Source organism: Actinomycetospora lutea (genome assembly GCF_028737205.1).
GTDB lineage: Bacteria > Actinomycetota > Actinomycetes > Mycobacteriales > Pseudonocardiaceae > Actinomycetospora > Actinomycetospora lutea.
Genome location: NZ_JAQZAL010000026.1, coordinates 1 through 26,687 on the forward strand (window position 1 = coordinate 1; position 26,687 = coordinate 26,687).

Annotated in this window: 27 protein-coding genes and 1 pseudogene; 10 read left to right on the plus strand and 18 right to left on the minus strand. The window is 73.9% G+C overall.

Annotation, left to right across the window (positions count from 1 at the left end; translation table 11 throughout):
* Nucleotides 1-111 precede the first annotated feature (111 nt).
* Together PHK61_RS24245 and PHK61_RS24250 are read left to right on the plus strand one after the other, a co-directional pair.
* Nucleotides 112-576, plus strand: coding sequence for a hypothetical protein (locus PHK61_RS24245; RefSeq protein ID WP_274283593.1), 465 nt, complete (start codon nucleotides 112-114; stop codon nucleotides 574-576).
* Nucleotides 573-884, plus strand: a complete 312-nt coding sequence (locus PHK61_RS24250) for a YciI family protein (RefSeq protein WP_274283594.1) — start codon at nucleotides 573-575, stop codon at nucleotides 882-884. Before PHK61_RS24245 ends, PHK61_RS24250 begins: the two co-directional genes overlap by 4 nt.
* A gap of 921 nt (nucleotides 885-1,805) precedes the next feature.
* On the opposite strand, the gene istB is transcribed toward PHK61_RS24250, so the two are convergent.
* On the minus strand, nucleotides 1,806-2,615 hold the full coding sequence (gene istB, locus PHK61_RS24255) for an IS21-like element helper ATPase IstB (protein ID WP_274283595.1): 810 nt from the start codon (nucleotides 2,613-2,615) through the stop codon (nucleotides 1,806-1,808).
* The gene (istA, locus tag PHK61_RS24260) at nucleotides 2,615-3,895 is read right to left on the minus strand and encodes an IS21 family transposase (protein WP_274283596.1); all 1,281 of its coding nucleotides are present in this window, start codon (nucleotides 3,893-3,895) and stop codon (nucleotides 2,615-2,617) included. The genes istB and istA overlap by 1 nt, the downstream gene beginning before the upstream one ends.
* A gap of 441 nt (nucleotides 3,896-4,336) precedes the next feature.
* On the opposite strand from istA, the gene PHK61_RS24265 reads away from it, so the two are divergent.
* The gene (locus tag PHK61_RS24265) at nucleotides 4,337-4,849 is read left to right on the plus strand and encodes a hypothetical protein (protein WP_274283597.1); all 513 of its coding nucleotides are present in this window, start codon (nucleotides 4,337-4,339) and stop codon (nucleotides 4,847-4,849) included.
* 96 nt (nucleotides 4,850-4,945) lie between these two features.
* Here PHK61_RS24265 and PHK61_RS24270 read toward each other — a convergent pair whose 3' ends face one another.
* The 4 genes from PHK61_RS24270 to PHK61_RS24285 all read right to left on the minus strand — a co-directional run bounded on the left by PHK61_RS24270 (nucleotide 4,946) and on the right by PHK61_RS24285 (nucleotide 7,876).
* Nucleotides 4,946-5,308 (minus strand): SH3-like domain-containing protein, encoded by a 363-nt coding sequence (locus PHK61_RS24270; protein ID WP_274283598.1) that lies wholly within the window; start codon nucleotides 5,306-5,308, stop codon nucleotides 4,946-4,948.
* Between the two features lie 16 nt (nucleotides 5,309-5,324).
* Nucleotides 5,325-6,053: a thiocyanate hydrolase subunit gamma gene (scnC, locus tag PHK61_RS24275; protein ID WP_274283599.1), complete on the minus strand. Its 729-nt coding sequence runs from the start codon at nucleotides 6,051-6,053 to the stop codon at nucleotides 5,325-5,327.
* Between the two features lie 37 nt (nucleotides 6,054-6,090).
* Nucleotides 6,091-6,912, minus strand: a complete 822-nt coding sequence (locus tag PHK61_RS24280) for an SH3-like domain-containing protein (RefSeq protein ID WP_274283600.1) — start codon at nucleotides 6,910-6,912, stop codon at nucleotides 6,091-6,093.
* A 112-nt stretch (nucleotides 6,913-7,024) separates the two neighbouring features.
* Nucleotides 7,025-7,876, minus strand: coding sequence for an alpha/beta fold hydrolase (locus tag PHK61_RS24285; RefSeq protein WP_274283601.1), 852 nt, complete (start codon nucleotides 7,874-7,876; stop codon nucleotides 7,025-7,027).
* Between the two features lie 119 nt (nucleotides 7,877-7,995).
* Here PHK61_RS24285 and PHK61_RS24290 point away from each other — a divergent pair, with 119 nt between their 5' ends.
* Complete coding sequence (locus PHK61_RS24290) at nucleotides 7,996-8,325, plus strand: antibiotic biosynthesis monooxygenase family protein (protein ID WP_274283602.1); 330 nt, start codon at nucleotides 7,996-7,998, stop codon at nucleotides 8,323-8,325.
* A gap of 12 nt (nucleotides 8,326-8,337) precedes the next feature.
* On the opposite strand, the gene PHK61_RS24295 is transcribed toward PHK61_RS24290, so the two are convergent.
* Together PHK61_RS24295 and PHK61_RS24300 are read right to left on the minus strand one after the other, a co-directional pair.
* Nucleotides 8,338-9,021, minus strand: a complete 684-nt coding sequence (locus tag PHK61_RS24295) for a TetR/AcrR family transcriptional regulator C-terminal domain-containing protein (RefSeq protein WP_274283603.1) — start codon at nucleotides 9,019-9,021, stop codon at nucleotides 8,338-8,340.
* Nucleotides 9,022-9,233: 212 nt separating this feature from the next.
* A complete protein-coding gene (locus PHK61_RS24300) occupies nucleotides 9,234-10,643 on the minus strand; it encodes a heparin lyase I family protein (RefSeq protein WP_274283604.1) in 1,410 nt (469 codons plus the stop codon).
* A gap of 475 nt (nucleotides 10,644-11,118) precedes the next feature.
* Between PHK61_RS24300 and PHK61_RS24305 the strand changes: the two genes are divergently transcribed.
* Nucleotides 11,119-11,568 carry a hypothetical protein gene (locus PHK61_RS24305; RefSeq protein ID WP_274283605.1) on the plus strand — a complete coding sequence of 150 codons (450 nt, stop codon included), beginning with the start codon at nucleotides 11,119-11,121 and terminating at the stop codon, nucleotides 11,566-11,568.
* A 103-nt stretch (nucleotides 11,569-11,671) separates the two neighbouring features.
* Here PHK61_RS24305 and PHK61_RS24310 read toward each other — a convergent pair whose 3' ends face one another.
* Nucleotides 11,672-12,565: a universal stress protein gene (locus PHK61_RS24310; protein ID WP_274283606.1), complete on the minus strand. Its 894-nt coding sequence runs from the start codon at nucleotides 12,563-12,565 to the stop codon at nucleotides 11,672-11,674.
* Nucleotides 12,562-13,032 (minus strand): hypothetical protein, encoded by a 471-nt coding sequence (locus PHK61_RS24315; protein WP_274283607.1) that lies wholly within the window; start codon nucleotides 13,030-13,032, stop codon nucleotides 12,562-12,564. The genes PHK61_RS24310 and PHK61_RS24315 overlap by 4 nt, the downstream gene beginning before the upstream one ends.
* A gap of 144 nt (nucleotides 13,033-13,176) precedes the next feature.
* On the opposite strand from PHK61_RS24315, the gene PHK61_RS24320 reads away from it, so the two are divergent.
* A complete protein-coding gene (locus tag PHK61_RS24320; protein ID WP_274283608.1) occupies nucleotides 13,177-14,724 on the plus strand; it encodes a PucR family transcriptional regulator in 1,548 nt (515 codons plus the stop codon).
* Nucleotides 14,725-14,862: 138 nt separating this feature from the next.
* Nucleotides 14,863-15,660 (plus strand): universal stress protein, encoded by a 798-nt coding sequence (locus PHK61_RS24325; protein ID WP_274283609.1) that lies wholly within the window; start codon nucleotides 14,863-14,865, stop codon nucleotides 15,658-15,660.
* A gap of 16 nt (nucleotides 15,661-15,676) precedes the next feature.
* Here PHK61_RS24325 and PHK61_RS24330 read toward each other — a convergent pair whose 3' ends face one another.
* Nucleotides 15,677-16,588: an alpha/beta fold hydrolase gene (locus PHK61_RS24330; RefSeq protein WP_274283610.1), complete on the minus strand. Its 912-nt coding sequence runs from the start codon at nucleotides 16,586-16,588 to the stop codon at nucleotides 15,677-15,679.
* Nucleotides 16,589-16,709: 121 nt separating this feature from the next.
* Nucleotides 16,710-17,534, minus strand: coding sequence for a class I SAM-dependent methyltransferase (locus PHK61_RS24335; RefSeq protein WP_274283611.1), 825 nt, complete (start codon nucleotides 17,532-17,534; stop codon nucleotides 16,710-16,712).
* A 44-nt stretch (nucleotides 17,535-17,578) separates the two neighbouring features.
* Here PHK61_RS24335 and PHK61_RS32135 point away from each other — a divergent pair.
* A pseudogene (locus tag PHK61_RS32135) lies at nucleotides 17,579-18,523 on the plus strand (glycosyltransferase); the annotation flags it as partial.
* A 211-nt stretch (nucleotides 18,524-18,734) separates the two neighbouring features.
* Here PHK61_RS32135 and PHK61_RS24345 read toward each other — a convergent pair.
* Genes PHK61_RS24345 through PHK61_RS24370 form a run of 6 tightly spaced genes read right to left on the minus strand, consistent with a single transcriptional unit; the run spans nucleotide 18,735 to nucleotide 24,526 of the window.
* Nucleotides 18,735-20,231, minus strand: a complete 1,497-nt coding sequence (locus PHK61_RS24345; RefSeq protein ID WP_274283613.1) for a class I adenylate-forming enzyme family protein — start codon at nucleotides 20,229-20,231, stop codon at nucleotides 18,735-18,737.
* A gap of 12 nt (nucleotides 20,232-20,243) precedes the next feature.
* Nucleotides 20,244-21,011 carry an SDR family NAD(P)-dependent oxidoreductase gene (locus tag PHK61_RS24350; RefSeq protein WP_274283614.1) on the minus strand — a complete coding sequence of 256 codons (768 nt, stop codon included), beginning with the start codon at nucleotides 21,009-21,011 and terminating at the stop codon, nucleotides 20,244-20,246.
* On the minus strand, nucleotides 21,008-21,724 hold the full coding sequence (locus PHK61_RS24355; protein WP_274283615.1) for a TetR/AcrR family transcriptional regulator: 717 nt from the start codon (nucleotides 21,722-21,724) through the stop codon (nucleotides 21,008-21,010). Before PHK61_RS24355 ends, PHK61_RS24350 begins: the two co-directional genes overlap by 4 nt.
* Before the next feature lie 29 nt (nucleotides 21,725-21,753).
* The gene (locus PHK61_RS24360; RefSeq protein WP_274283616.1) at nucleotides 21,754-23,028 is read right to left on the minus strand and encodes a cytochrome P450; all 1,275 of its coding nucleotides are present in this window, start codon (nucleotides 23,026-23,028) and stop codon (nucleotides 21,754-21,756) included.
* The gene (locus PHK61_RS24365) at nucleotides 23,025-24,158 is read right to left on the minus strand and encodes a thiolase family protein (protein ID WP_274283617.1); all 1,134 of its coding nucleotides are present in this window, start codon (nucleotides 24,156-24,158) and stop codon (nucleotides 23,025-23,027) included. The genes PHK61_RS24360 and PHK61_RS24365 overlap by 4 nt, the downstream gene beginning before the upstream one ends.
* A complete protein-coding gene (locus PHK61_RS24370) occupies nucleotides 24,155-24,526 on the minus strand; it encodes a Zn-ribbon domain-containing OB-fold protein (protein WP_274283618.1) in 372 nt (123 codons plus the stop codon). Before PHK61_RS24370 ends, PHK61_RS24365 begins: the two co-directional genes overlap by 4 nt.
* Nucleotides 24,527-24,760: 234 nt before the next feature.
* Between PHK61_RS24370 and PHK61_RS24375 the strand changes: the two genes are divergently transcribed.
* Both PHK61_RS24375 and PHK61_RS24380 read left to right on the plus strand, forming a co-directional pair.
* A complete protein-coding gene (locus PHK61_RS24375; RefSeq protein ID WP_274283619.1) occupies nucleotides 24,761-25,870 on the plus strand; it encodes an LLM class flavin-dependent oxidoreductase in 1,110 nt (369 codons plus the stop codon).
* Nucleotides 25,870-26,643, plus strand: coding sequence for an SDR family NAD(P)-dependent oxidoreductase (locus PHK61_RS24380; protein WP_274283620.1), 774 nt, complete (start codon nucleotides 25,870-25,872; stop codon nucleotides 26,641-26,643). The genes PHK61_RS24375 and PHK61_RS24380 overlap by 1 nt, the downstream gene beginning before the upstream one ends.
* Nucleotides 26,644-26,687: the final 44 nt, after the last annotated feature.

Genomic DNA, 26,687 nt, shown 5'->3' on the forward strand with positions numbered 1-26,687 from the left:
GCTCGCGCTCGCTGAGTCCGACAGCGCGGTGGCGGCGGCATCGGCGGTCGCGGCGCCCGCGTCGGCCTGTGGCTGGCCACGATCGCGGCCGACCAACAAGCACACGCCGCGGTGCACGGGCAGGTCGCCCGCGGCCGCGATCTGAAGACTCTGCTGTTCCGGACAAGCCCGTTGCTCACGGCCGCCATCGGGCCATTGCTGATGATCGGGCTGGCGGCCCTGGGGGTGCTGCCGCTGGTGACCGCCCTCTACCTCGCCGCCGCAGTCGATCTCGCGCTCATGTTCGTCTGGGGGTTCGGTCTCGGGCGCCGGATGGGAGCGGGCCTGCTGGCTGCGCTGCTGTCGGGGCTGGTCAACCTCCTGATCGGCCTGATGGTGGTGGGAGTGAAACTCGTGGCCGGCCACCAGCTCGTGCCGTATCCCGACCGGCGGCGTGGGCAGCCGGCTGATGTGGCCATCGAGCGGAGTCCGGGGATGACCCCGGAACACGCCCCGAGGTCTGCCACGATCGACGCCATGACCGGCGTGACCGGCGTGACCGTCGAGCTGACCCCAGATCGAGGGCGCACGACATGACGACGTTCGTGCTCAGACTCCAGGCTCCTCGTCCGAACTTCGCGCTCGACATGACCGACGAGGAACGCGAGATCATGGGTCGCCACGCGGCCCATTGGCAGCCCTACATCGACTCCGGCCAGATGGTGGTGTTCGGGCCCGTGCTCGACGAGACCGGCTCCTTCGGGCTCGGCGTGATCGATGCCGCCGACGAGGCGGAGCTGCGAGCGTTCGCTGCCGCCGATCCGGTGGTCACCACGGGAACCGCGCAACTGCTGATCGGCACGATGCTGGCCGGGTTCGTGCGGCCCGGTGAGCGGCAGTGTTGACACCCGCCGCACGGCATGGAGGCTGCCTCTGCCGGATCCTCGTCGGCCGAACGTCGGTACAGCCAGCTGCGGTGCGGCGGTATGCGCCTGGTGGCGGCGGTGCAACCAGCGGTAGGTGTCGTCCTCCCCATCGCAGATCAGGAACAGCTCGTCAAAGTCGGGCTGGCCGAGGTCCTGCCTGTTCTGATCGTCGACCGGGTGGGTCCGCGCTCACGTGAAAGGTCCTCCCACGAGCGGGGCTGAGTACCGGGGGTCCTGGTCCGTGACAACCCTCCGGGCGCGGCATCGCGCGGGCCACCGATGCCCTGACGTGGCCTCCTTCGTGGCCTCAAACCGCGTTAACCCGTGGGCTGGGGTGTGCACGGTGTGCCTGATGACGTGCACCGTTGGCCTCACCGAGCACGCCGTTGGTGGTGACGAGAGTTCTTGTAGTGCGTAGCTCAACGCTCGCTGGCTGGCCCCGGGGTGCCCAGCCACTTTCGAAGCTGCCGCTGACGAGAAGGAAGCCTGCCTCGAGTCGAACTGGCAGATGGGCGTTCTGGCCCCGCCGCCGAGAGCACAAGATCGCTCCGCGTGGTGCGGGTCGTGGTGCGAACTGAGGGCTACGAGCGGCTCGTGGAGCCCTCAGGGACACGCGAGCGAGAACAAAGGCCCTGGTAGGAGCCTAGAGACACACCTTCTCGCGTTCTTACAAGCCGTCGGTCGCAGGTTCGAATCCTGCCGCGCCCACGTTGTGGTGTCTCAGGACATCGGCATAGCCCCGAGCCCTCACGGGTTCGGGGTTTCGTGCTTTCTGGGTCGGGTTGGCTGGTGGTCGCGGTGGGGGTCGATGACCAGTTCGCGGATCAGTTGTCAACGGCGGCTGAATCTGGACCCCCTGGCGACGCCCGAAAGTGGACCCCTCTCGGTGGTTGTTGATGTTCAGTCGGTGGTCTTGTCGGCGGTGGGGACGCGGCCGAGGTCGCGGTCTTTGAGTCGGTAGCTGTCGCCCTTGAGGGAGACGACCTCGGCGTGGTGCACGAGGCGGTCGATCATGGCTGCGGCGACGACGTCGTCGCCGAAGACTTCGCCCCAGCGGCCGAAGGGCTTGTTGCTGGTGACGATCAGCGAGGCTTGTTCGTAGCGGGAGGAGACGAGCTGGAAGAACAGGTTCGCGGCTTCGGCTTCGAAGGGGATGTAGCCGACCTCGTCGATGATCAGCAGCGGGACCCGGCCGAGCTTGACCAGCTCAGCCTGGAGCCGGCCGGCGTGGTGGGCCTCGGCGAGGCGGGCGACCCATTCGGCGGCGGTGGCGAAGGCGGTGCGGTGCCCGCCTTGGCAGGCGCGGACGCCGAGCCCGATCGCGAGGTGGGTCTTGCCGGTGCCCGGCGGGCCCAGGAAGACCACGTTCTCGCGGGCGGTGATGAAGTCCAGGGTGCCGAGGTGGGCGAGGGTCTCGCGCTTGAGGGAGCGCTGGTGCTCGACGTCGAAGTCTTCGAGGGACTTGCGGGCGGGGAAGCGGGCGGCGCGGATGCGGCCCTCGCCGCCGTGAGCTTCGCGGGCGGCGACCTCGCGTTGCAGGCAGGCGGCCAGGAACTCCTCGTGGGTCCAGCTCTCGGTCCGGGCCCGTTCGGCGAGACGCTCGACCGCGGCCGCCAGCGAGGGCGCCTTGAGCGCCCGGGTCAGGAACGCCAGCTCCGAGGCCACGTTGCGGCTACTGGTCGCGGGGGCGCCTGCGTTCTTCGGCGGCATCAGACAGCCTGCGCGTCGATGTCGTTGTCGATGTCGTCGACCAGGCCGAAGAGGCGGTCGTAGTCGCCGAGGTCGCGGTAGGCGACCTCGTCGTGCGCGGCCGCAACCGGCTGATCGCGGCGGGCCTGACGCAACCGGGCCGCGGCATCGGCGTGAACTGGGTCGGTGATCGTCTGGTGGCGGGCCCAGCAGCGGTCGTGGCGGGCGACGCGGACAACCTCCCCAGCCGCGGCCCGACCCTCAGCGAGGGTCACCGTCACCTGCTCGAGGTCAGCGCTGACCACCACGCGACGCCCGACCGCGCTCGGGTGCACCGAGTAGTCATTGGCGTCGAGGCGGACGTAGTGATCCCGCGGCAGGCGCAGGCTGGTCGTCCAGCCCGAGGTTGCCCTCGCCGGCGCGAGCGGCGGCAGCGCCACCATCGCGTCTCGGTCGGCCTTCCAGCGGTCGAGCGGGCGGCTGAGTCGACGGTGGTGGCGCTGGTTAGCCCGGGCCAGCCAGACCCCGAGCTGACCGTTGAAGTCGCCCGGCGAGCTGAACCCGCGGCCCGGCAGGAACGAGGTCTCCAGGTACTTGTTGGCCCGCTCGACCAGGCCCTTGGCTTCCGGGTCGCCCGGGCGGCACTGCACGACCTTGATCCCCAGCGCGCCCCGGAACCCGCTCATCGCCTCGATCAGGGCCGGGCGCCCGGCGCGCCAGGAGCCGACCGCGGACTCGTTGTCCCAGACCAGCGCCCGCGGCACTGCACCCCAGCCACTGAGCAGATGCCAGTGCCCGGCCAGCAGATCCGGACCCTGCCGGGAGGGCAACATCCGCGCGGTCATGATCCGCGAGTAGCCCGACACCATCACCAACACCGGCGGCGACCCGACCTGCCCGGCTCCCAGCGGCACGCGCGCCGGCGGGAACCACAAGTCGCACTGAGCGAGCTCGCCGGGTCGGTACTCGGTCCGCGAGGCCGGATCCGGCGGCTGATACTGCGGGCGCAGCTCCCGAACCCGGTCCTTGAGCACCGTCAACGACCGGTCCCAGCCGATCCGCTCGGCGATCACCGTTGCCGGCATCGTCGGCCACTCAGCGAGCAGCTCCCGCACGCGCGGCTCGACATCGTCGACGATCGAGCCCCTCGCCGAACGCTGATACTTCGGCGGCGCGTCCGCGGCCAGCGCCCGACGCACCGTGTTCCGACCGACCCCGAGCTGGCGCACGATCGCCTTGATCGGCATCCCCTCAGCCCGGTGCAACCGGCGGATCTCCGCCCAGTCCTCCACGCTCAGCACCCCTCACTAACGGCAAAGGGGTCTAGATTCACCCGTCGCCACGGGGTCAGCTTTCAGCCGTCGTCAGCATCAGTGCGCCGGTGGTGGCGTTCGACCTTCTGCAGCTCACTCGGAACCACGATCACTCGTGGATGATCACCCCACGAATGAGGCGGCCCTCGGCCGGGTCTTCGTACCCTTCGTTCACCTGGTCGAGCTTCAGCTGGCCGTTGTTCCACAGGCGTCGCAGTCTCACGATGTCGCCGTGCGGGTTGCTGGATCCGAACTGCGCGCCCGAAGTCCGTGAGGTAGCCCCGGATGTGCCGGAGGAGCCGGAATCCCTTCGGACGCGCACCGCTGTGCTCGTCCGCGGAGCGGTGAACGCCGGTCGGGAAGACTCGGGTCGTAGCCTGTGCGTGGGTGGTCGAGATCGTCCCACCGTGAGCGGATGAGGTTGGATGGATGTCCGATCCGAACGAAGGCTTCTCGCAGGACCTCGGCCAGTTCTACGGCACGGCAGCGCAGGTCATCCCGGCGCTCCTGTTGATCCTCAGCGTCGAGACCGGCTTCCTGCGGCTCGCCGTGCGCGCACGGGTGGTCGACAGCGAGCGTCGTGTCGGCCTCGAGGTCGATGGGAGAGAGTGGAGCGTCCCGCGGAGCCGGCTCACGCGCGCCGTCCTGGCGGCCCTCACGGCTGCGGGTGGCGGCCTCCTCGGTGGCGGTGTCAACGCGATCAGGATCTACGTTCTGGTGTTCGCACCGCTGCTGGTCGTCGCGTCCGCTGCCGCGGAGTGCTTGGCGTTCTTCCAGCTCGCGGCGAGCTCGGCCGACCAGGTGGACGCCGGCTTCGCCGTGCCGTTCATCGGCATCGTCATCGGGATCCTGGTGCTCTGCGCCGCCGCCGGGATCTTCCTCGCGGTGCGGGAGGGTCCTGAGGCGCGGGCGACGGCCGCGGACGGCAGCGAGGACCGTTAGGAGGACGGCCCGACCCCGATGACCGTGGTGCAGTGTGCACCGTCGGTGACGCCCACCTGGTGCGCCTTCCGGTGGTACCCCGAGACGTCCAGCGGGTCAGGCCCCGGCCGCGTCGAGTCGCGCGCGGACCGCCTCCATCCGACGGGCCAGTTCCTCCTCGTCGATGACGTTCCGGGTCACCAGCGAGTGCGCCAGCGCCACGAGCTGGTTCTCGGGGTACGGCAGGGCGGTGTACACCTCGCGGGACATCCGGTCCTCGTCGTCGCGGCGAGTGAGCAGGGGCAGCGCGGCGCCCTCCTCGTCGAGCGCGTCGCACATGGCGTCGAGGCTGGACTTCCAGGGCGGCGCCGGATGGGTGACGTGATACCGCGCGGCCATCCGTTCCCACGTCTGTCCGCGCTCGACGATGTGCTCCAGCGTCGGCACCCGGGTGGGGGAGGTGTCGTGGTCGGTCGTCATGTCGGTCTCCCGTGCCCTAGTCGCCGTGGACCGGACGAATCGCGGGATGCACCGGTCGGCTCGCGGTCGACGTCACCCCCGGCCTGGGCAGGGCGACCCCGATCAGGCAGTCGCGGGTGACGATCTCGGCGAGCTGCTCCTCGCTCCACCCCTCCGTCCCGTCCGGCCGGACCGGGAGCACCATGAACCGGTGCTTCGAGTTCGAGTCCTCGACGCGGACCTCGACGTCCTCGGGCAGGTAGAGACCGAACTCCGCGAGGACCTGGCGCGGCCAGCGCACGATGCGACGCCGGTAGTTCGGCGTCCGGTACCACTCCGGTGACATGCCCAGCATCGGGCGGGGATAGCAGGAGCACAGGGTGCAGACGATCACGTGGTGGACCGTCGGGGTGTCCTCGAGCAGCTCGAACGCGGTGAAGTCACTGGGGGTGCCGAAGCCGGTCGGGTGGAGCCAGTCGATGCCCATCTCACGGGACGCGGCGATGGCGTCGTCCAGGGCCAGTCGCTTGAAGTCCGGGTCGAGCCAGGCCCTGGCGACGAACCGTGACCCGGCAGCCGGCTCGAGCTGCTCCACGTGCTCGGTGTAGCGGCGGTGATCGTCGGCGGTGAACAGGCCCTTCTCGATGGCGAGCTCCCGCAGCGCGATCTCCAGCACCTCGAAGTCGGTGACCTCCTCGACCACGGGCGCCGTGCCGGCGTGCTCGTGCGTGCCGTGCCCCGATCCGTCCCGGTCCGTGTCCGCCATCCCCGTCCCTCCTCGTCCCTGTGGCCGCTGTCGGTGGCTAGATCGCCGGTCGGAGCCAGCGCTCCGAGATCTCGGCCTGGAGCGTGTCGTTCGCGCACCCCGTGTACGCCTCCCAGAGGTCAGCCATGCGGAAGCGCACGATGTAGAACCATTCCGATTCCTGGTCCTCCCGATCGAATGCTTCGTCCTCGGGCGCCAGGCTCTCGTAGGAAACCTTGGCCACCGTTCCGCGCGCGCCCCGCAGGTATTCCTGGGTGCGCGTATAGAAGATCGTCGGCAGTTCGCGCACGGACACCGTGTCGCCCACCGCGAACGCGGGCGTGCCCGCCGTGCCGGCGAAGCACTGCGGATCACCCTTGCCGACCGCGTCGAGGTGGTGGCGGTTCCGGGCGACCGCCTCGACGTCCCCGGTCGTGCGGGGCGCGGCGTCGAGGGGTCCGCTGCCGTCGGCGTGACGATCCCGGACCTCGCTGACCCGCTCGATCAGCTCGCCGAGGGTGATGTGCCGCTTCTCCACCAGGACGCGGGCGACCGCCCACAGCCAGCGCCCGTAGTAGGGCAGGCCGAGGTAGTTCGTCCGCCCGAGGTCGACGTTCCCGATCCTCCGGCGTTCCTCCGAGGTCCAGATGCCCCGCCATCCCAGGACCTCACAGGTGACGAACGTGTTGAGCTCCCACTGCTCCTCCTCCTTGTCCTCGAACAAGGCGGGGGCGTCCGGCTCTCCGCCGACGTCGTGCGGGGTCTTCATGTAGGCCTGGTACAAACCGTGGTCGATCTGGTCGGGGTACGGCCAGTCCTGGACGCGGTGCAGCGCCACACGCAACTGGCTCGACAGGTCGCCCATCACTGAGTTGCCCACGACGATCCCCCTGATGACTAGGTAGCGCTAGTCTGAATGGACCAAGAGTAGGGCCACGGAGGCGACCGGGAAAGGGGCGACGCCCCGTTGTCGATCGGGACGATCCGGACCGTCAGCGAGCCGGCCTCACGGCGGCGAGCAGGTGGGCGGTGAGCCGGGCCGGGGCGTCCTCCTGCAGGAGGTGGCCGGCGTCCTCGATCCAGTGCAGCTCGGAGTGGGGCACGTGCTCGTGCAGCCAGGTGCCGTACTCGGGCGGGAGGATGCGGTCGTGGCGCCCCCACAGCAGGCGCACGGGGATCGTGATGTCGCCGAGCATCGGCTCGTAGGGGCGGGTGTCGGCCTCGGCGAGCTGGCGGTACTGCCGGTAGTAGGCGGCCTGGCCCTCGGCGCCGCGCCAGGGCGCGAGGTAGGCCTCGAGGGTCTCCGGGCGCAGGCCTCGGTGGCTGGCGTTGCGCAGGTGGGCGGCGACGAGCGCCTCGTGGGCGTAGCCGGGCAGGGCGGCGAACACGTCGGGGTGCTCGCGCATGAGTGCGAAGAGCCCACGTTCCCAGTGGCCGCCGCTCACGGCGTCGAAGATGGTGAGGTCGCGGTAGCGGGCGGACTCGAGCAGGTGCGCGCGCAGGACGACCGCGCCCCCGATGTCGTTGGCGACCACGCTGGGCTCGTCGAGGTCCCAGTGCTCCAGCAGCCGGGCGAAGCGCCGCGCCTGGGCCGCCAGGGTCAGGTCCTGTCCCTCGTGCTTGTCGGACTGCCCGTAGCCGAGGTGGTCGAACACGTAGACCGTCCGCGTCCGGGCGAGCGCGGGAGCGACGTCGCGCCAGAGGTACGAGGAGTAGGGGGTGCCGTGCACCAGCACGACGGGGTCCCCGCCCTCGCCCAGCCGCGCCCAGCGCACGACGCCGTCGTCGGTCTCGACGGTCTCCGGCAGGACCCAGGTGGTGCCGTCCGGCAGCTCGCGCGTCATGACCCGCCTCCTATACCGATCTGTGAAGTCGGCGCCGACGGTAGGTTCACAGACTTGTGAAGTCAAGTCGTCCTTCGGCCCCCTTCCTTGACCAATGGTCTACGACTTACCATTGGTCAATGACCGCGAGCGCACCCGTCACCTTCATCAACGTCTTCGAGATCGCCCGCGACGATCTCGAGGACTTCACGGCCGAGTGGCGCCGGCTCGGGGCGGTCATGGCGGCCGCGCCGGGCTTCCGCGGCGCCCGGCTCCACGAGGCCGTCTCCGACGAGACCCGGTTCCAGCTGGTCAACGTCGCGGAGTGGGACAGCGAGCAGGCCTGGCGCGACGCCGCCGCGAACCCGGAGATGCGGGACGCGGTCGCCCGGGCCGCCGAGGGGTCCGTGATGCGCCGGGCGGCGCACCACCCCGGCCTCTACCGGCAGACCGCCGCCTTCGAGGCGTAGGACTGCCGTGCGTCACGCCAGCACGGTGTCGAGCACCCGGTCGAGACCGAGCGCGAAGAGCTCGTCCTCGGTCCAGCGCGAGCGCTCGACGAAGCCCGACCCGTCGAGCGTCGGGTAGAGGTCCGCCCGCGCGGCGAGGTACTCCTGCACCCGGCTCAGCGCGGTCGGGTCCTGGGCGCGGCGCCAGGTGCTCTCGGTCACCGCGGCGCCGATGACGAACTGGGAGAGCAGGCTGCCCGCCGCCGCCAGGTCACGTCCGGCGAGACCGGCGCGCGTCAGGGTCGCCTGCAGGAACTCGGTGCGCGCGAGCATGTTCGGCCCCAGCAGCGGCCGTCCCAGCAGGGCGGGGGACCACGGGTGGGCGAGCAGCACCGCCCGCCAGTCACCGAGCAGCGCCCGCACCGCGGCCCGCGGGTCGTCGGCGTCCGGGATCGGGACCTCGCCGAGGACCTCGTCGAGCGCGAGGTCGAGCAGGTCGTCCTTGGTGGCGACGTGCCAGTACAGCGCCGTGGACGTCACCTCGAGCCGCTGGGCGAGCCGTCGCATCGTGAGCCGCTCCGCGCCGTGGACGTCGAGCTCGGCCACGGCCACCGCCACGATGCGCGCCAACGTGAGCGGTTCGGCCCGGCGACTGCCCCGCGGGGTGATGCCACGCAGCCACACGACGTCGCGGCCGCCGTCGTCGGCGGGGTCCATGCGCCGATGCTAGCCGCGGGGCGGCGCAGTCTTCCCCACCACGATCCCCTGCGGACCGTCCTGACGCCGGATGACCTCGTCCGACGTCGGTCTCGACTCCGAGGTCGGTGTCGCCCAGTCGAGGGCGCCGGCGCTCGTCGGCAGCGTCGACGGTGGTGGTCCCCGGAAGTCGGCCATGGCCGCGGGTCTCCGCGCGGTGGCCCGCCCGCCGGTCAGGACCCTGCTCTCGACCGCGCCCGTTCCCCGCCCCGGTCGTCCCTCGCGCCGCCGTCGGTGTCGTCCGAGGCGCGGTGACGCGCGGAGTCTCCGCGCGCGTCCGACGCCGTCGTGGAGCGGGCGTGCCGGCCGGAGGTGCGTTCCGCCGGCTCCGCACGGCGGGCGGAGGCCGGGCGGTCCCCGGACTCGTCGCGCTCCGACGGCTCCGCGGACGAGGTGGCCCGGTCGCGCGCCGGCGTGCTCGGCGCCCGCTCGCGCTCGGTGCGCTCGGTGCGCTCGGTGCGCTCGGTGCGCTCGGTGCGCTCGGTGCGGTCGGTGCGGTCGGTGCGGTCGGTGCGGTCGGTGGTACGCCCCGGCGACGTGGTGCGCGCGGAGGACGAGGCCTCGGCCCGGCCGTCGCGGTCCGGGTGGTCACGCGACGACGTGTCCCGCTCGACGGTCCGCGTGGGGCGGTCGTCGTCGCGGTCGGGCTCGGTCGTCCGGGCCGCGGGGCTCGGCTCGAATCGGGCCCGCCCGTGCTCGATGCGCCACGCGCTGAAGCTCACCGAGCTGGTCGTCGCGACGGTCCGGTCCCGGTGCAGGCCGACCTTGAGGTAGCTCTGCTGTCCTGGGTAGAGCGTGCCGCCCGGGGGGTGGTGGTCCTCGACGACGGTCCGGCCGTCGCGCCAGACGCTGACCTCGGCCTTGTCCGGGTCGGCGGAGAAGCGGATCTGCACCCGCAACTGCGTCCACTCGCCGATCGGGGCGTGCCCCAGCGTGCGGGTGAAGGTCCGGGGGCCCGAGGGATGGCCCTCGCCGCCGTGCAGGACGAGGTCGTCGCCGTCGACCCGCAGCTCGAGGGGCGCGCGTCCCGGGCTGTCGTTCTCCCACCGGGCGATGACCTGCCGGGCGCCGCTGTCCGGGGCGAACGCCCCGTCGAGCCGCACCGCGACCACGACGTCGTGCTGGTCGCCCTCGCGCACGGCGGGGACGGCGGGCTCGATCTCGCTGCGCTGCCCGCGACCGCTCAGGTGGACCGACACCTCGCCACCGTCGACGAGGGGCGGCGCGGCGTCCACCGAGTTCCACGGCGTGCTCCGGAAGGCGTCCCGGCCGTCGGCGACCCACACATCCGGGGCCGGGGCGGCCACCGGGGGCGCGGGATCGGGGGACGGGGCGGCGGCGGGCTGGACGGGCGTCGTCGTGGCGGGCGCCGGCGCGGAGGGCACGCCGGGCGCCGGGCTCGGTGCCGCGGGGAGCCCGCCGGGGGTGGTGTCCGGTCCGGGCGGCTCCTGACGGGACCACGGCGCGACGGTAGTGGCGATGGCGACCCCGCCGGCCAGCGCGCCGACGGTCACGAGGGAGACCGCCCGGGCCCGCGCCGGACCCGGCGGGCGGCGGTGTGAGCGCACCTCGCCCGCGGACACGGGCAGCACGGGACGCGTGCCCGCGCCCGAGTCGCGATGTCGTCCCATGATCGTGCCGGGAGCCCCCTGGTCCTCGCCGTGACAAGAGTTGCGTTGCCGATCGTTGCGCACAGAAACGTCTCTGTGGGGAGCTTGGTGCCGACGAACCAGCAGGTTGCGTTGCCTGCGGACCGCCGGGCCCTCCGCCCGGCGGTCGGGCCCGCAAGGCTCGGCCACCGCACCGCCCGATCGGGTCGCCGACCGGGACCCTGCGCCGAACGCTGCCCGCATGACCCCCGGGCGCGGGGAGCGGCGTCCGCATGAACCCGGGCGCGTGCCGCCGACCGGCGCAACATCGCCCCGCGTTCCCCGGATGTCGTAACCCCGGGCGCCGCTGCGCCGACACGGTGACGAACCGGTCCGCCCGTCGAGAGTGCGGGGGGTGGTCCACGCGGGACGGGCGCCGTGCCCGGCCCTGAGAGACCTGAGGTGGGGGATGGCGGTTCGTCTCGACATCGTGTCGACCGGGTTCACGGTCCGGTTCCGCGGGATCGACCTGGTCGCCGGTTGCGGGCGGGACCTGTTCGTGCCGTTCGAGCGGGTGGTGGGGACGCGGGTGCTCGCGCGGGCCGACGCCCTCGCTTCGAGTCCCCGTCTCGCCTCCCCGGGGCTGTGGTGGCCCGGCCGGCTCCGCACCGGGGCGTGGGGGATCGGCGAGCGCCGGCAGCTCTGGGCCGTCCGGCGGGGGGCCGAGCTGGTGGTGGTCTACCTCAGCGGGCGGCCGTTCCACCGCGTCGTCGTGGAGGTCGAGGAGCCCCGGTGGGCGCACCTCCGGCTCGAGGCGGCTCTGCGGCGCAGCAAGGAGACGGCTCCGCGCCGGTCGCTGGGCGGGGCGGGCACGGCCCGTCGCCGGGACACCGCCACCGATCGGTGGAGCGCACGCTGACGGCAGGACCGGTTCGAGGAGCTCACCGGGGCGTCGCCGGACTCCACCAGGCCGATCGTGGAGGTATCCCGGCCCGCGCCGACCGACACGGTCGGGCGGGCGGTCATGCCCCGCCCGCCGGCGGGACGACGAGGACGGGCCGGTGCCCGTGGTGCAGCACCGCGCGGGCCACGCTGCCGAGCAGCAACTCGCGCACGAGGGACCGGCCGCGCGAGCCGACCACGATGACGCCCGAGCCCCGTGCCGCAGCTTCGTCCGCGAGCGCGTCCGCGACGGCCCGTGGCCCGACGCCGTCGGCCCGCAGCGCCCGCGCTCCCGGCGGGGTCGCGGTCGTGCCCGCTCCCGGCAGCGAGGCGTCGACGTGCGCGGTGAGGTGCGTCCGTCCCGGGAACAGCGCGGCGGCCGCCGCGCGGGCGCGCTCGGCGCCGTCCGATCCGTCGTGGGCGACGAGCACCGGGCCCGCGACGGTGGCCGCGCGTTCCTCGGCGAGCAGCGGGGGCACGACCAGCACCGGGACGGGACTGAGCTTCGCCGTCACGGTCGAGACGCTGCGCAGCAACGCCCGGACGCCCCGCTCGCCACGGGAGCCCACGACCACGGCGGCGGGCTGCATCTCCTCGGCCAGACGCGCGAGCTGGAGGCCCTCGCCGCCGTAGACCCCGGCCACCTGCGGTTCGGCGGTCCATCCGGCCGCCCGCGCCAGGGCGACGCCGCCCGCCGCGATGTTCCTCGCGACGTCGGCGACCTCCCGCTCGACCCGCCGCGTCAGGTCGTCGGCGGTGCGCGCACGGGCCGCGAGACGGCGGTGCAGGTCCGACCCGGCGTCCGGGCGGTTCCACAGGTGGACCACCCGTGCGGTGCGGTCGGGCAGCAGGCGCGCGGCCACGGCGATGGCGCTCGCGGCCTCGCGGGACCCGTCGTACCCGGCGAGCAGCGACCCCTCCCCGTCACGGGCCGGTGGCGGATGGGGCGTCCGCCCGGGCAGTACGGCGATCATCGGGCGACCTCCGCCCGGCGGTCGGGCAGCGAGCCGGGCGCGGTGACGAAGTTGGCGCTGCCCAGGAAGACGAACTCGGCGAAGCCCCCGAGCGCGATCACCGCCGGCAGGAAGATGCCGGCCACGTTCATGTCCCACACGCCGTGGGGGTAGTACACCGCGCCGGACACGAACATCGCCGCGGCCACGGTCGCGGCGATCAGGGCGACGCGCCGCAGCGCGACCGGGCGCCGCAGGGTCACCAGGATGAGCGCCCCGAGCGCGGCGAGGCCCGCGAACTGCGGCAGGCCCAGCCGGATGCCCGCCGCCGTGGCGGTGGCGGTGTCCGCCACCAGCGCCGCGACGACCCCCGCGCCACCGAGCGCCAGGGCGACGGCGCCCTCCACGCCCATCACCATCTGCGTCCGGCGGGTGAACGTCCGGGTCTCGCGTTCCTGCCGCGCGATCGCCTCTGCCTGCACGTCCACTGCCTTCCTCCTCGATCGTGGTGGAGCGCCCGGCCGGGGCGCTCGACGTCCAGGGTGCGCCGGCGGGTGTGCCGGCCCGTTGTACAGGAGTGACAATCTCGGAGGCGGAGCTTGTCGCCCCACCATGGGTAACGGGAGGTCTGGATGATCACCCTGGACCGGTTGGTCAACGTCCTGGCCGGCAGCGGCGCCCGGCTGGTCGCCGGCGCCCGGTCGCGCGACGCGCTCCTGCGGAGCCTGGTGGTCCACGACCCGACGGAGACGCCCACCGCCTCCGGAGACGTCTTCCTGGCCATCGGGGTCGACTCGCCGGCGCACGCGGTCGACCTCGCCGCCCGGGCCGGAGCGACGGCGCTGCTCGTCCGCGCCCCGTCGCCGGTGGAGCCCGACATGGTCGCGGCGGCCGAGGCGGCGGGCATCGCCGTCGTCCTGGCCGACCCCGCGGTGTCCTGGAGCCACCTCACGGGCCTGGCCTACGGACTGGTCCTGGAGGGCCGGGAGACCGAGTCGGGCCGGGGGCCGACCGACCTGTTCGCGCTCGCCGACACCCTCGCCGCGGCGCTCGACGGCACGTCGGTGATGATCGAGGACCAGCTCTCGCGGGTGCTCGCGTACTCCAGCTCCGACGGGGCGGTGGACGCGGTGCGCTCCCAGACCATCCTGGGCCGGCGCCTGCCCGACCGTGCGCGGGCGGTGTTCGCCGAGCGCGGGGTGTTCCGCCACCTCGCCGCGTCCGACGCCCCGTTGTTCGTCGAACCCTCGCCCGCCGACGGGTTCGGCGGCCGCATGGTCGTCGCGGTGCGCGCCGGGCGCGAGCTCCTCGGCTCGCTCTGGGCCGAGACCGGCACCCCGTTCGGCGAGGCCCGCCGCCGGGTCCTCGAGGACGGCGCCCGCACCGCCGCGCTGCACCTACTGCGCTCGCGCGCGTCGGCCGACCTGGAACGGCAGGTGGAGTCCGACATGGTCGCCCGGTTGCTCGAGGGCAGCGGCGACGCCCACGCGATGATCAGCCGGCTGGGGCTGGGGCCGACCGGACTGCGGGTCGTGGCGCTGCAGGCCCACGTGGAGGACGAGCAGCACGCCGGCGTGCTGCTCACCTTCGAGCACGTCACCACCGGCTTCGGCTGGTCCCGGCCGGGCCGCAGCGCCCTGTTCGCCAACACCGTCTACACCGTGCTCCCGGCCTCCGACGACCAGGTGCACCGCGCCCGGGCCTGGGTGGAGTCGGTGCGCGCCGGCCTGCCCGGCCATGTCGGCCTCGTGGCCGGGGTCGGCGGCACGGCCGACGCGGCGTCGCTGCCGGCCAGCCGCCGGGAGGCCGACGAGTGCCTGGCCCTGCACGCCGCCGATCCCGACGGCCCGCCGGTCGCCTACGACGAGTCCTGGGACCGGATCGTGCTGCGCCGGCTGGCCGCGGTGGCCGCCGCCGGCCGCGTGCCCGACCGCGGCCCCGTCGCCGATCTCCGCCGCCACGACCGGGAGCACGGCACCCACTACGTCGAGACGCTGCGGGCCTGGCTCGGCGCCCACGGCGACGTCGCCGCCACCGCGTCGTCCCTCGAGGTCCACCCGAACACCGTGCGCTACCGGCTGCGGCGGATGGACGCCCTGTCCCACCTCGTCACGAGCAGCCCGGAGCAGCGCCTCGCGATGATCGTCGCGCTCGCCGCGCTCGACCAGGACCCGGCCTGACCCACCGCGTCGTTGTCGGGTCACGCCAAGTCGGCGTGACCGGATTGTCATCCGGCGACCACTCACGGCCGCACCGCGCGAGCGACCCTGGGGTCACGGAGAGGACTCCGCAGCGGACGGGTCGGGAGGAGCAGGGCGGTGGTCGCACGCGCGGTGCCCGGGCCTGCGGTGACGGCATCGGTCGTGCCGTCCCCGCTGGTGCCCCGGACGCGGTCGCAGGGCCCGGTCGTCGTCGGCGTCGACGGGTCGCTCGGCGTGCTCACCGCCGTGAGCTGGGCAGCCTGCGAGGCCGCTCGACGGGGCGTCGGGCTGCACCTGGTGCACGTCGGAGCCGGCGGCGAGCAGGGCGCCGGGCGCGGACCGACGGTCCTGCGCCGGGCCCGGCACACGGCGGCGGCCGTCGCGCCCGATCTGTCGGTGTCCGTCGCCCGCCCCGAGGGAGCGGCCGGGCCCGCGCTCGCGGCGCTCTCCGCGCGCGCCGACCGGCTCGTGGTCGGCGGGCGACGACCCGGCGACGATCCCCGGGCGACGCGGGACCACACGCTCGCGTCCGTGCTGGCGAGCGCCCGGTGCCCCGTCGTCGTGGTGCCCCCGCGGCGCACCGGCGCGTGGGCGTCGACGCCCTCGGCCCGCCCGGTGGTGGCGATGCTGCGCGGGACGGCCGGGGACGCGCGCGTCCTCGCCCTCGCCGCCGACGCCGCCCGCCGTCACCGCGTCGCCCTGCTGCGGGCGGTGCCGCGGACGCTCCGCCCGGCCACCGCCGTGGGCGCGCCCGACCCGGTCGTCTGGGACGACCTCGCCGGCGTGCGCCGTCTGGCGCTCGGGGCGCAGCTGCTCGTGGTCGGCGAGGTCGGGCCGCGGTCCGCGGACGAGATGCACGGCCTCCTGCGCCGCGGGCCGTGCGCGGTGATGGTGGCTCCGCCCGACCCGGCCTGAGCCCGGGAGATCCTCGTCAGCGCCGCACGGCGAGGTCGCTGCGGTCGGCGAGGTCGAGCAGCTCCTGGTGCAGCCGCCCCGGGAACTGCAGCGGCAGGAAGTGGCCGCCGAGCAGCGGGACGTACCGCGCGTCGGGGAGCGATTGCGCGGTCCGCTGGAGGTCGTCGGCGGCCGCGAGGTTGTCCAGGATGCCGGCGACGACGGTGACCGGGAAGGTCGCGAAGGCGGTGTCCATGGGCTCCTGGTCGCCCGCGGCGAGCACGAGCTCGGAGTACCAGGCCCACGGGTGGGTGGCGAACTCCCGGATCACGGCGCTGGTGGCCCGCAGTCCCGGCGGCGGACGGAGCCCGGAGAGGGCGAGGAGCGCCTCGGTGCCGTCCAGCACCGGGGGCAGCGTCGCGCTGACGCCGGCGACGACGGGCGGGCCCAGCCACCGCAGGGCCCAGGCGCCCGCCCGGCCGAGGGGTTCGCGCAGCTCGTGCAGCACGCCGGTGGGGCCGAACAGGATGTGGAACGGGTCGCCGGCGCGGCCCCCGACGGCGAGGATGCCGGCGACCCGCTCGGGGTGCCGGCGCGCGAACTCGAAGGCCACGTTCACCCCGAGCGACCACCCGAGCAGCAGCGCCCGGTCCATCCCGGCGTGGTCCATCACCGCCTCGAGGTCGGTGGCGTGGTCCTCGACGGCGATCCGGTCGAGGTCCGCGGGGACCTGCGAGGCGTCCAGGCCGCGGTGGTACCAGGAGACGGCGTGCACGCCGCACGCCGGGTCGGCGAGCAGCGGCCACGCCGACGGCGGCGCCCCCAGCCCGTTGCTGATGACCACCGGCAGGCCCGCCGCCCCGTTGTCCCAGGTCCGGATCCATGTGCCGTCGCTGCTGCGGATCCCGGGAGCCTCGCTCGGGCGGGGGTCGACCAGTGGTGCGGACATGACGATGCGGTGCCCTCCCTGGGGTCCGCGGGAACGCGATGCGCGCCATGTACCGACGAGCGGACCAGCGTGCGGCCCGCGACGGGAGCACCGCTGCCCCGCGACGGGGCGAGCCGCGCGGCTACCGCTCGAACTCCCAGACCAGCACCCCGGGCAGGCCGACGTAGGCGTCGCGGTTCGCGTCCGGGACGAGCTCGGCGGTGGGCGTGGCGGCGGCCTCGGCGGTCAGGCGCGGTTCCTCGTGGCCGCGGACCGTGAGACCCGCGCGCAGGGCCGCCGTGGCGTAGTCGGACGGCAGGTGGGCGTGCAGGCGCATGAAGGCACGGCCCTGGTCGGTCGGGAACTGGGCCTGCCAGCCCAGCATCACCAGGAACGGGTGGACGTCGCTGATGACGATCCGGCCCCCGGGCCGGACGACCCGGGCGAGCTCGCCGATCGCCACCCCGAGGTCCTCGACGTGCACGAGCGCGAGGGCGCAGACGGCCGCGTCCACCGAGGCGTCGGCGAGGGGCAGGCGGGTCAGCTCCCCGTCCAGGAACCGGGCGTCGGGGAGCTTGGCGCGAGCGCGGGCGAGCATGGCGGAGGACTGGTCGACGCCGGTGACCGTGTGGCCGCGGCCGGCCAGGTACGCCGACCACCGGCCCGTGCCGCAGGCGGCGTCCAGGACCGCCCCGGCGGGCAGCGCGTCGAGCAGCCGGCGCATCGGCGGCTCCTCGAGCCCGAAGAGGCGCAGCGGCCGGTCGTAGGTGGCCGCCCACCGGGCGTAGCCGTCGGTGAGGTCGAGCTCGACGCCGAGGCGCTCGGCGGCCCCCCTCTCGAGCACCGCCCGCGTCTCCGCGAGACGCGCCGCGCGCGCCTCGCCCGCGTCGGCGTAGAGCGTGCGGAGCAGGGCCAGGCCCTCGACGCCGACCATCAGCTCCTCGAGGGTGGGCCCCGGATCGGTCACCTCGGAGACGCTACCGGCGAGGACGATCGGCGCTACCGTGCTCCATGCGGATCCTGGTCGCGAGCACGGGCGGGGCCGGGCACGTCACCCCGCTGCTCCCGATCGCCGCGGCCTGCCGGCGGGCCGGCCACGAGGTCTCGCTGATCGGTCCGCCCGAGCTCGCCGCGACCGCGGAGCGCGAGGGCCTGCCCTTCGCGTCGGGCGACGTGCCGGACCCCGCGGAGCTCGGGCCGGTGTGGGCGCGGGTGCCGCACGTGTCCGTCGCCGAGGCCGAACGTCTGGTCGTCGGGCAGGTCTTCGCGACGCTGAACGTCCGCGCGATGCTCCCCGCGGTGCGCGAGACCGTGCGCACCTGGCGGCCCGACGTCGTCGTCCGCGAGCCCGCCGAGTTCGCCGCCGCGGTGGTGGCGGACGAGGAGGGCGTGCCGCACGTCCAGGTCGGCGTCGGGCTGATCTCCGCGCAGCAGCAGATGACGGAGCTCGCGGCGGACGCGGTCGAGGCGTGGCGCCCGGGGCTGACCGCGCGCATCACGGCGACCCCGTACCTGACCTTCTTCCCGCCGTCGCTCGACGCCGGGCACGGGCCGGACCCGTCGCCGACCCACCGCTTCCGGCTGCCCCGGGCCGCACCGGCGCCGTTGCCCGACCACTGGGCCGGCGACGACGGCCCCCTGGTCTACGTGACCTTCGGCAGCGTGGCCGCGGGCGTGCCCACCGCGGCGCCGATCTACGACGTCGCGCTGGAGGCGGTGGCCGACCTCCCGGCGCGCGTCCTGCTCACCACCGGCCACGGGATCGACGACGACCGGCCGGCCCCGCCCGGACCGCACGTCCACGTCGCCCGCTGGGTGCCGCAGGCCGACGTCCTCGGGAGCGCGCGCGTGGTGGTCTGCCACGGCGGGTCGGGGACGACGCTCGGGGCGCTGGCGGCCGGCGTCCCGCTCGTGATCACGCCGCTGTTCGCCGACCAGCCGGCCAACGCGCGCCGCGTCGCGGAGCGGCGCGGGCCTCGCGGTCGGTCCCCGCGACCCCGGCGCCCCGACCAGCGCGATCGACCCCGCCGACCTGCGGCGCGCGATCACCGACGTGCTCGCCGACCCCGCCCCGCTCGCCGTGGCGCGCGGCGTCGCGGAGGAGATCGACGCGCTGCCCCCGGCCGACGACGCCGTCGACGTGATCGTCGCGGCCGCGCGCTGAGGTTCAGCCGATCGCGCGGTCCCGTCCCGCCCAGTGCGGCGCGCGGAGCACCTTCTTGTCGACCTTCCCGAACGGGGTCACGGGGAGGTCGTCGACGAGCTCGACGGACTTCGGGCGCGCGTACGCCGGCAGCCGGCCCCGGCTCCAGGTCACGATCGCGTCCCGATCGGCGGCCCCCGCCGCGACGACGACCGCGTGGACGGCCTCGCCCCAGTCGTCGTGCGGCACGCCGATCACGGCGACCTGCGAGACCGACGGGTGCTCGGCGAGCACGTTCTCCACCTCGCGGCAGTACACGTTCATCCCGCCGCTGATGACCATGTCCGCGTGGCGGTCCCGCAGGTGCAGGTAGCCGGCCTCGTCGAGGAAGCCGACGTCGCCGGTCCGGATCCAGCCGCCCGGGAGGAACTCGTCCGCGGTCGCCGACGGGTCGTCGAGGTAGCCCTCGAGGACGTAGGGGGAGCGCAGGCAGACCTCGCCGGTGTCGCCCGCCGGCAGCGGCGCGAACCGCTCGTCGACGATCGCGACGTCGGCCATGATCGACGCCCGGCCGCACGAGTCGAGCAGGTCGGGGCGGGCCGGGTCGTGGTCGTCCTTCGCCAGGCGGGTGCCCCAGTTCGGGCACTCGGTCTGGCCGTAGAGCTGCACGAACACCGGCCCGAACACCTCCAGGGCGCGGGCGAGCCGGCCGGGCGTGATCGGCGCCGCGCCGTAGACGACGGTGCGCAGGCCGAGGTCCTCCGGGCCGTCCACGGCCCCGACCACATCGAGCAGGCGGTAGAGCATCGTCGGCACGAGGAAGGTCCAGGTGATGCCGCGATCCCGCAGCGCGGCGAGCACCCGGTCGGCGTCGAACCCGGGCTCGATGACGCTCGTCGCGCCGCGGAGCAGCGCGGACTGGGCGAACAGACCGGCCGCGTGGGCCAGCGGGGTGGTCAGCAGCAGCCGGTCGTCCTGCACGATCTCGGCCTCGAGCAGCTGGGCGTACTGCACGGCGACCGCCGAGGCCTGGGTGTGCACGACGCCCTTGGGGCGCCCGGTCGTCCCGCCGGTGAAGTAGATGGCCGCCCGCGCGTCGGAACCGATGGACAGCGCGGGGAGCTCGGGCGCGCCGTCGGTGGCGAGCTCGTCGACCAGGAGCACCGGGACGTCCGGCGGGAGCTCGACGCCCAGCGCCGGGTCGACCACCACGACGCGCGCCCGGGTGGCCGCGACGATGTGCCGGACCGTGTCCGCCGGGAGCAGCGGGTTCACCGGCACCTTCACCGCCCCCAGCCGCGCCACCGCCACGTCGACGACGACGAACTCGGCGCCGTTCTGCAGGTGGAGCGCGACCGCGTCGCCGGGCGCCACCCCGTGGGCCTGCAGCTGGGCGGCGACGGCCCGGGACCAGCGGTCGACCTCGCCGAAGGTCCAGCGGCGCCCGCCCGCCTCGACGGCGACGCGGTCCCGGTACCGGTGCAGCGCGGCCGCGAACTCGGCTCCCAGCGTTCCTCGCACCACGTGTTCCCTTCAGTGCATCGCCATGCCGCCGTCGACGCCGAGCGTGGTCCCCGTGATGTAGGAACCGGCGTCGGACGCCAGGAGCAGCAAGGGCCCGTCGAGCTCGTCGAGGCGCCCGACGCGGCCGAGGGGCGTGGCGGCGTGGACGCTCGCGGCGCCGCGCTCGTGCGCGAGCAGCGGGGCGGTCATCTCGGAGGAGAAGAAGCCGGGCGCCAGGGCGTTGACCCGGATGCCGCGACGGGCCCACTGGCGCGCCAGGTCGCGGGTCATCCCCAGCAGCCCGGCCTTGGAGGCCGAGTAGGCGGCCTGCGGGACGTCGGTCGTCGCGAGGGCCAGCGCCGAGGAGACGTTGACGATCGACCCGCCGTCACCGGCGATCATCGCCCGGCCCGCGGCGACGGCCATCTGGTAGGCGCCGAGGAGGTTGACCTCGAGGAGGCGTGCCGTCCGGGTGAGGTCGTCGCGCTCGCTGCGGCCGCCGTAGCCCGTGCCGGCGTTGTTGACCAGGACGTGCACGCCGCCGAGCTCGCGGACCGCGGCGTCGACGAGGGCGTCGCACTGGGCGGCGTCGGTGACGTCGGTCGGGACGGGCAGGCACCGGCGGCCCTCGGCGACGACGGCCTCGGCGACGGTGTCGAGCAGCTCGCGGCGGCGGGCGGCCACCACGACGTCCGCACCGGCGCGCGCGAGGACCGCGGCGAAGTGGGCGCCGAGCCCGGACGACGCCCCGGTGACCAGGGCGACGCGCCCGTCGAGGCGGAAGTCGGGACCGGTCACGACGAGGCCTCCGCGGCGAGCGGCTCGGAGACGGGCTCGGCGAGGGGCTCGGAGAGGGGCTCGGAGAGGGGCTCGGCGAGGGGCTCGGGGAGGGGCTCCGGCAGTGCGCCGAGCATGGCCCGCATGCTGCCGCCGGCGGCGAGCCCGCCGAGGGCGAGCGCGACGAGCTGGTCGGCCAGGCGGAGGTCGTCCTCCTCGCCGTGCGGGGTGAACCAGTGCTGCATCCAGTCGACCATGCCGACGATCGCCCGCGCGACGATGCGCGGCTCGGCGGCGAGCGAGAACTCGCCGGACGCGGCACCCTCGGCGACCAGGGCCTCGACCGCGGCCATGTACCGGGCGTCCATCTGTCGGAACTCGGCGAACCGGGCCGACTGCTCGAGGCGGCCGAGGTGCTCGAGGTACACGAACGCGGCCGGGTAGTACTCGCTGAAGATCCTGATCTGCATGCGGACCAGCTCGCGGAGCCGGACCGCGACGCCGCTGGCGGTGTCGGCGCGCAGCCGGTCGAGCTGGTCGAGCAGGGCTCGCGCGGGCTGCTCGACCACCGCCAGGAGGAGGTCCTCCTTGCTGTCGACGTAGTTGTAGACGCTGCCCTTGAGGATGCCGACGCGGGTGGCGATGCCCTCGAGGGTGGCGTTCTCGTACCCGTGCTCGCGGAACTCCTGGCCCGCGGCCTGCAGGATCTCCGGCCAGCGGCTGGGACGGGGCATGGGGGACTCCGGGTCGGCTGTGACGTCTTTCAGGGGGTGGAGAACTGCGCCGGGAAGCGTTGCATGCCGCGCGAGAGCAGGACGGGGTGCCATCGCAGCGGCTCGTCGGTCAGCCGCAGGTCGGGCAGGCGCGCGAACGCCCGGGGGATCGCGATCGAGGCCTCGAGGCGGGCCAGGGGAGCGCCCAGGCAGTAGTGCATGCCGATGCCGAACCCGAGCTGGCCGGACTTCTCGCGGGTGATGTCGAGGGTGTCCGGGTCGGCGAACACCGCGGGATCGCGGTTGGCCGACGACGGGCTGAGGAACACGCGCTCGCCGCGGCGCAGGTGCCGCCCGCGCAGCTCCACGTCGTCGCCCATCACCCGCGCGACCGTCTTCGCCGGGCCGTCGAACCGCAGGGCCTCCTCGACCATCCCGCCCACGAGCTCGGGCCGTTCCCGGAGGAGCGCGAGCTGGGAGGGGTGCCGCAGCAGCGCCAGGATCCCGCTGCCGATGAGGTTCGTCGTGGTCTCGTGGCCGGCGAACAGCAGCAGGACGCCGGTGGCGATGACCTCGTCGTGGCTCAGCGCGTCCTCGTCGTCGCGAGCGCTGATCATCGCGGAGATCAGGTCGTCGGCGGGCCGGCGCTCGTGGTCGCGGACCAGGCCCGACAGGTAGGACGTCAGCTCGGCCATGCCCTCGGCGCCGACGGCGTGCCGTGTCGCGTCGCCCATGCCGCCGAAGACGAGCCCGGTGATCTGGTCGGACCAGTCCTTGAACTGCTCGCGGTCCTCGCGGGGCACGCCGAGCATGTCGGCGATCACCGAGGCGGTCAGCGGGTACGCGAAGTCGCCGATGAGGTCGACCGTGCCGGTCCCGCGCGCGACGATCCCGTCGAGGAGCTCGGTGGCGATCTCCTCGACCGAGGCGGTCATCCGCGTGACCGCGCGCGGGGTGAAGGCGCGGCTGAGCAGGCGGCGCAGCCGCAGGTGGTCGGGCCGGTCCTTGAACACCATCCAGCCCTCGAGCACCTCGAACGCGGCGCGCACCCGCGGGTCGGCGTCGGGGCCCTCGAGCTTGGCGCGGCGGTAGGGCGTGATCCGGTCGGAGGAGAACCGCTCGTCGCGCAGGGCGGCGGCGACGTCGCCGTGGCGCGTGATGAACCACGAGCGGTACTTCGTGCTCCAGTGCACGGGGTCGTGCTCGCGCAGCGCCGCGAGCAGCGGGTACGGGTCGGCCACCGCCTCGTCGCCGAGCAGGTCGGCGCGCTCGAGGTCGATGTGCTGGAGCGTCCCTCCGTCGCTGCGCTCGCCCCGGCGGGTCACCGGGCCTCCAGCACCGTCACGACGCAGGAGTTGCCGTCGAGCACCGACACGCCGCCGCCCATGGTCTCGACCAGCCCGAGGCGCGCCCCGTCGACCTGGCGCGCCCCGCACCGTCCCCGCAGCTGCCAGCTGATCTCCGCGAGCTGCGCGAGGCCGGTGGCGCCCAGGGGGTGGCCGCGGGAGAGCAGCCCGCCCGACGGGTTGACCGGGTGCGCGCCCCCGAGCGCGGTGACGCCGCCGGCCGCGGCCTTGCCGCCGTCGCCGGGCGGCACGAGGCCGAGCGCCTCGGTGGTCACGATCTCGCCGATGGTGAAGGCGTCGTGGACCTCGACGACGTCGACGTCGGTCGCGGCGTCGAGACCGGCGGCGGTCAGGGCGTCGCGGGCGGTGTCCGCGACGACGTCGTGGCCCCAGACGTGGGGGGAGCGGTGGTTCCACGGCGCCCCGCTGCGCAGTGCCGCGCTGCGCACCACGACCTCGCCGGCGCCGCCGGTCGCCGCGGTGAGCACCGCGGCGGCGGCGCCGTCCGACGTGGGGCAGCACTGCAGCAGCGTCAGCGGGTCGGCGATCATGCGCGAGGCCAGCACCTCGACGACGGTGTAGCGGCCCGAGTACTGCGCGCGGGGGTTGTGCACGGCGTGCGCGTGGTTCTTCACCGACACCGCCGCGAGCTGCTCGGCCGTCGCCGCGCCGGAGTGCAGGTAGCGGGCGGCGCTCATCGCGTACATCGCCGGCATGGCGAGCCCCGCGCGGCCCTCGGGGTCGGTGGTCTCCGGGGTGATGGCGCCGGAGAACGCCGTGCTCATCTGCTCCAGGCCGAGCGCGAGGACCCGCCCGTAGCGCCCGGTGCGGACGGCCTCGTGGGCCTCGACGAACGCCGTCGTGCCGCTCGCGCAGGCGTTCTCCACGGTGATGATCGGGACGCCGGTGATGCCCATGGCACGCAGCACGCGCTGGGCCACCCCCGCGGGCGCGAACACGGTGCCGACCCAGACCGCGTCGACGGCCTCGACCCCGGCGTCGTCGAACGCCTCGCGCACCGCGTCCCACGCGAGCGCCACCAGGTCGCGCTCGGGCTGGCGGCCGAAGTGCGAGGTACCCACCCCGGCCACGGCGACGGACGCGCTCACCGGTCCACCTCCACCTGCAGGTCGCCGGCGTCCGAGGTGCCGACCAGCCACGCCGGCCGCCCGATCGGTGCCGGCTCGTCGCCGGCGACGTGGGCCAGCACCCGCGGCCCGTCGTCGAGGTCGACGTAGGCCAGCGAGTACGGCGGGGTGTGCCCGGGCACGGCGATCCGCACCACGGTGCTGCTCCAGACGGTGCCGCGGGGGCCGAAGTGCGCAGCTTCCACCGCGGCGGCGCACGCCGGGCACCGCGGCCACGCGTAGGCCACCGGCTCGGCGCAGGCCCGGCAGCGCCGGCCCACGACGACCCAGTCGCCCTGCGCCGTGCGGTGGATCTCCGGGCGCGGATCGCCGCCCGTCGGAGAGGACATGAGAACTCCTGCGTCTCGACTGCCGACCATGTAAGCAAACGATGAGTCGGCTAACAACTCCCACGACGGCAGGTTTCGTGCGGCGTCAGGAGGTTAACGACGGCCTGTCGGTCCGAGTCTTGACACTGCTGGTGAGGCAGACCACAGTGTGCTTCATCGCCGATGGCAAACCTTCGTTTGCCAACCCGCCCCCCGCCCTGCAGAGCGCGCTCGAGTCGACCAGGAGGACGATCGATGAAGTTCGGCTTTTTCACGATGCCGGAGCACCCGCCGATCGAGAACTGGACGTTGTCCTACGACCGCGACCTCGCCGCGATCGTCGAGGCGGAGCGACTCGGGTTCTCGGAGTACTGGATCGGTGAGCACCACACCGGCGGGTACGAGAACGTGCCGGTGCCGGAGTTCATGATCGCCAAGGCCTCGGCGCTGACGCACACGATCCGGCTCGGTACGGGCGTGGTGAACCTCCCGTACCAGGACCCCTTCATGGTCGCCGAGCGCCTGGCGTTCCTCGACCACCTCACGCACGGGCGGCTCGAGTACGGCTTCGGTGGCGGGGGGCTGCCGACCGACAAGGCGCTGTTCGGCCTGGAGCCCTCCGAGGCGGCGCCGCGCACCAACGAGGCCCTGGAGATCATCTGGCAGCTGCTGACCTCCGAGGACCCGGTCAGCTACGAGGGCGTGTACTGGAAGTACGAGGACCGCCAGCTGCAGGTCGGTCCGTACCAGGACGTGCCGCCGTTCGCGATCGCCGGCCTGACCGGCACGCACAACTACGCGAAGTGCGGCGAGAAGGGCTGGAAGCCGCTGTCGGTGCACTTCGCCCCGACCGACAACGGCACGTACATGGACGCCCCGGACCTCAAGGCGATGGGCGCCGCGATGCTGGAGGCCGGCAACCGCGCGGGCATCGCCGAGTCCGTGACCCGCGAGAACTGGCGCGTCGTGCGCGAGGTCTACGTGACCGACAACAAGGACCAGGCGCTCCGCGACATCCGTGAGGGCGTCAAGCTCTCCTACGACTACCTGTTCGGTCTCGGGCTCGGCGCCCTGATGAAGATCGGCGACGGGATGACCGACGCGGACCTGACGCTCGACTGGATGGTCGAGAACATCCCCTGGATCGTCGGCAGCCCGGAGGAGTGCACCCGCCAGATCCAGGAGCTGGAGGAGGAGACCGGCGGCTTCGGCACCCTGCTGATCAACTGCCGCGACTGGGTCACCACCGACAAGTGGAACCGCTCGCTGGAGATGTTCGCCCGCTACGTCATGCCGAACTTCCAGGCGAACCAGCGCATGGCCCGCCGCCAGAGGATGGCCAACGTCGCGCTGGGGATCGCCTGATGGCGCCCGGGATCACGCGCCTCGAGGGCCGCGTCGCCGTCATCACCGGCGGCGTGCAGGGGATCGGGCGTGCGGTGGCCCTGCGCTGTGCCGCCGAGGGCGCCACGGTGATCATCGGTGACCTGCAGGACGACGACTCCACCGCCAAGCAGATCGTCGCCGACGGCGGGCAGGCGTCCCACATCGTCATGGACACCCGCCAGCGCGACGACTGGAAGCGCCTCATGGACGAGGCGATCGGCGGGCACGGCCGGCTCGACATGCTGGGCAACATCGCCGGGGTCACCAACACCTTCGGCCCCGACAACGTCGTCGACCTCGACGACATCGGCTGGGACCACGTCGTGGGCACGGACCTGCGCGGGGTCTGGCTGGGCATGCAGGCCGCCATCCCGCGGATGCTCGAGCACGGCGGCGGGAGCATCGTCAACATCGGCTCGATGGCCGCGCTCAAGGGGCTGGAGAACCTCGCGGCCTACTCCGCGGCCAAGGGCGGCGTCGTGAGCCTGACCCAGCAGGCGGCGATGGAGTACGGGCCCCGGGGCATCCGCATCAACTGCATCTGCCCGGGCACGATCGACACCCCGATCCTCGCGGGGATCACCGACAGCATGAAGAAGAACTTCGAGGCCGCGCACATCATCCCGCGTCTCGGCAGGCCCGAGGACATCGCGGCGGCCGCGGCCTTCCTGTTCTCCGACGACGCCGCCTTCTGCACCGGCGAGATCCTCCCCGTCGACGGCGGGTGGAACACCAAGGGCAGCGCCGGCTGACAGCCGGCGTGAGCGTGGGGCCGGCGCCTCCCCCCGGCGCCGGT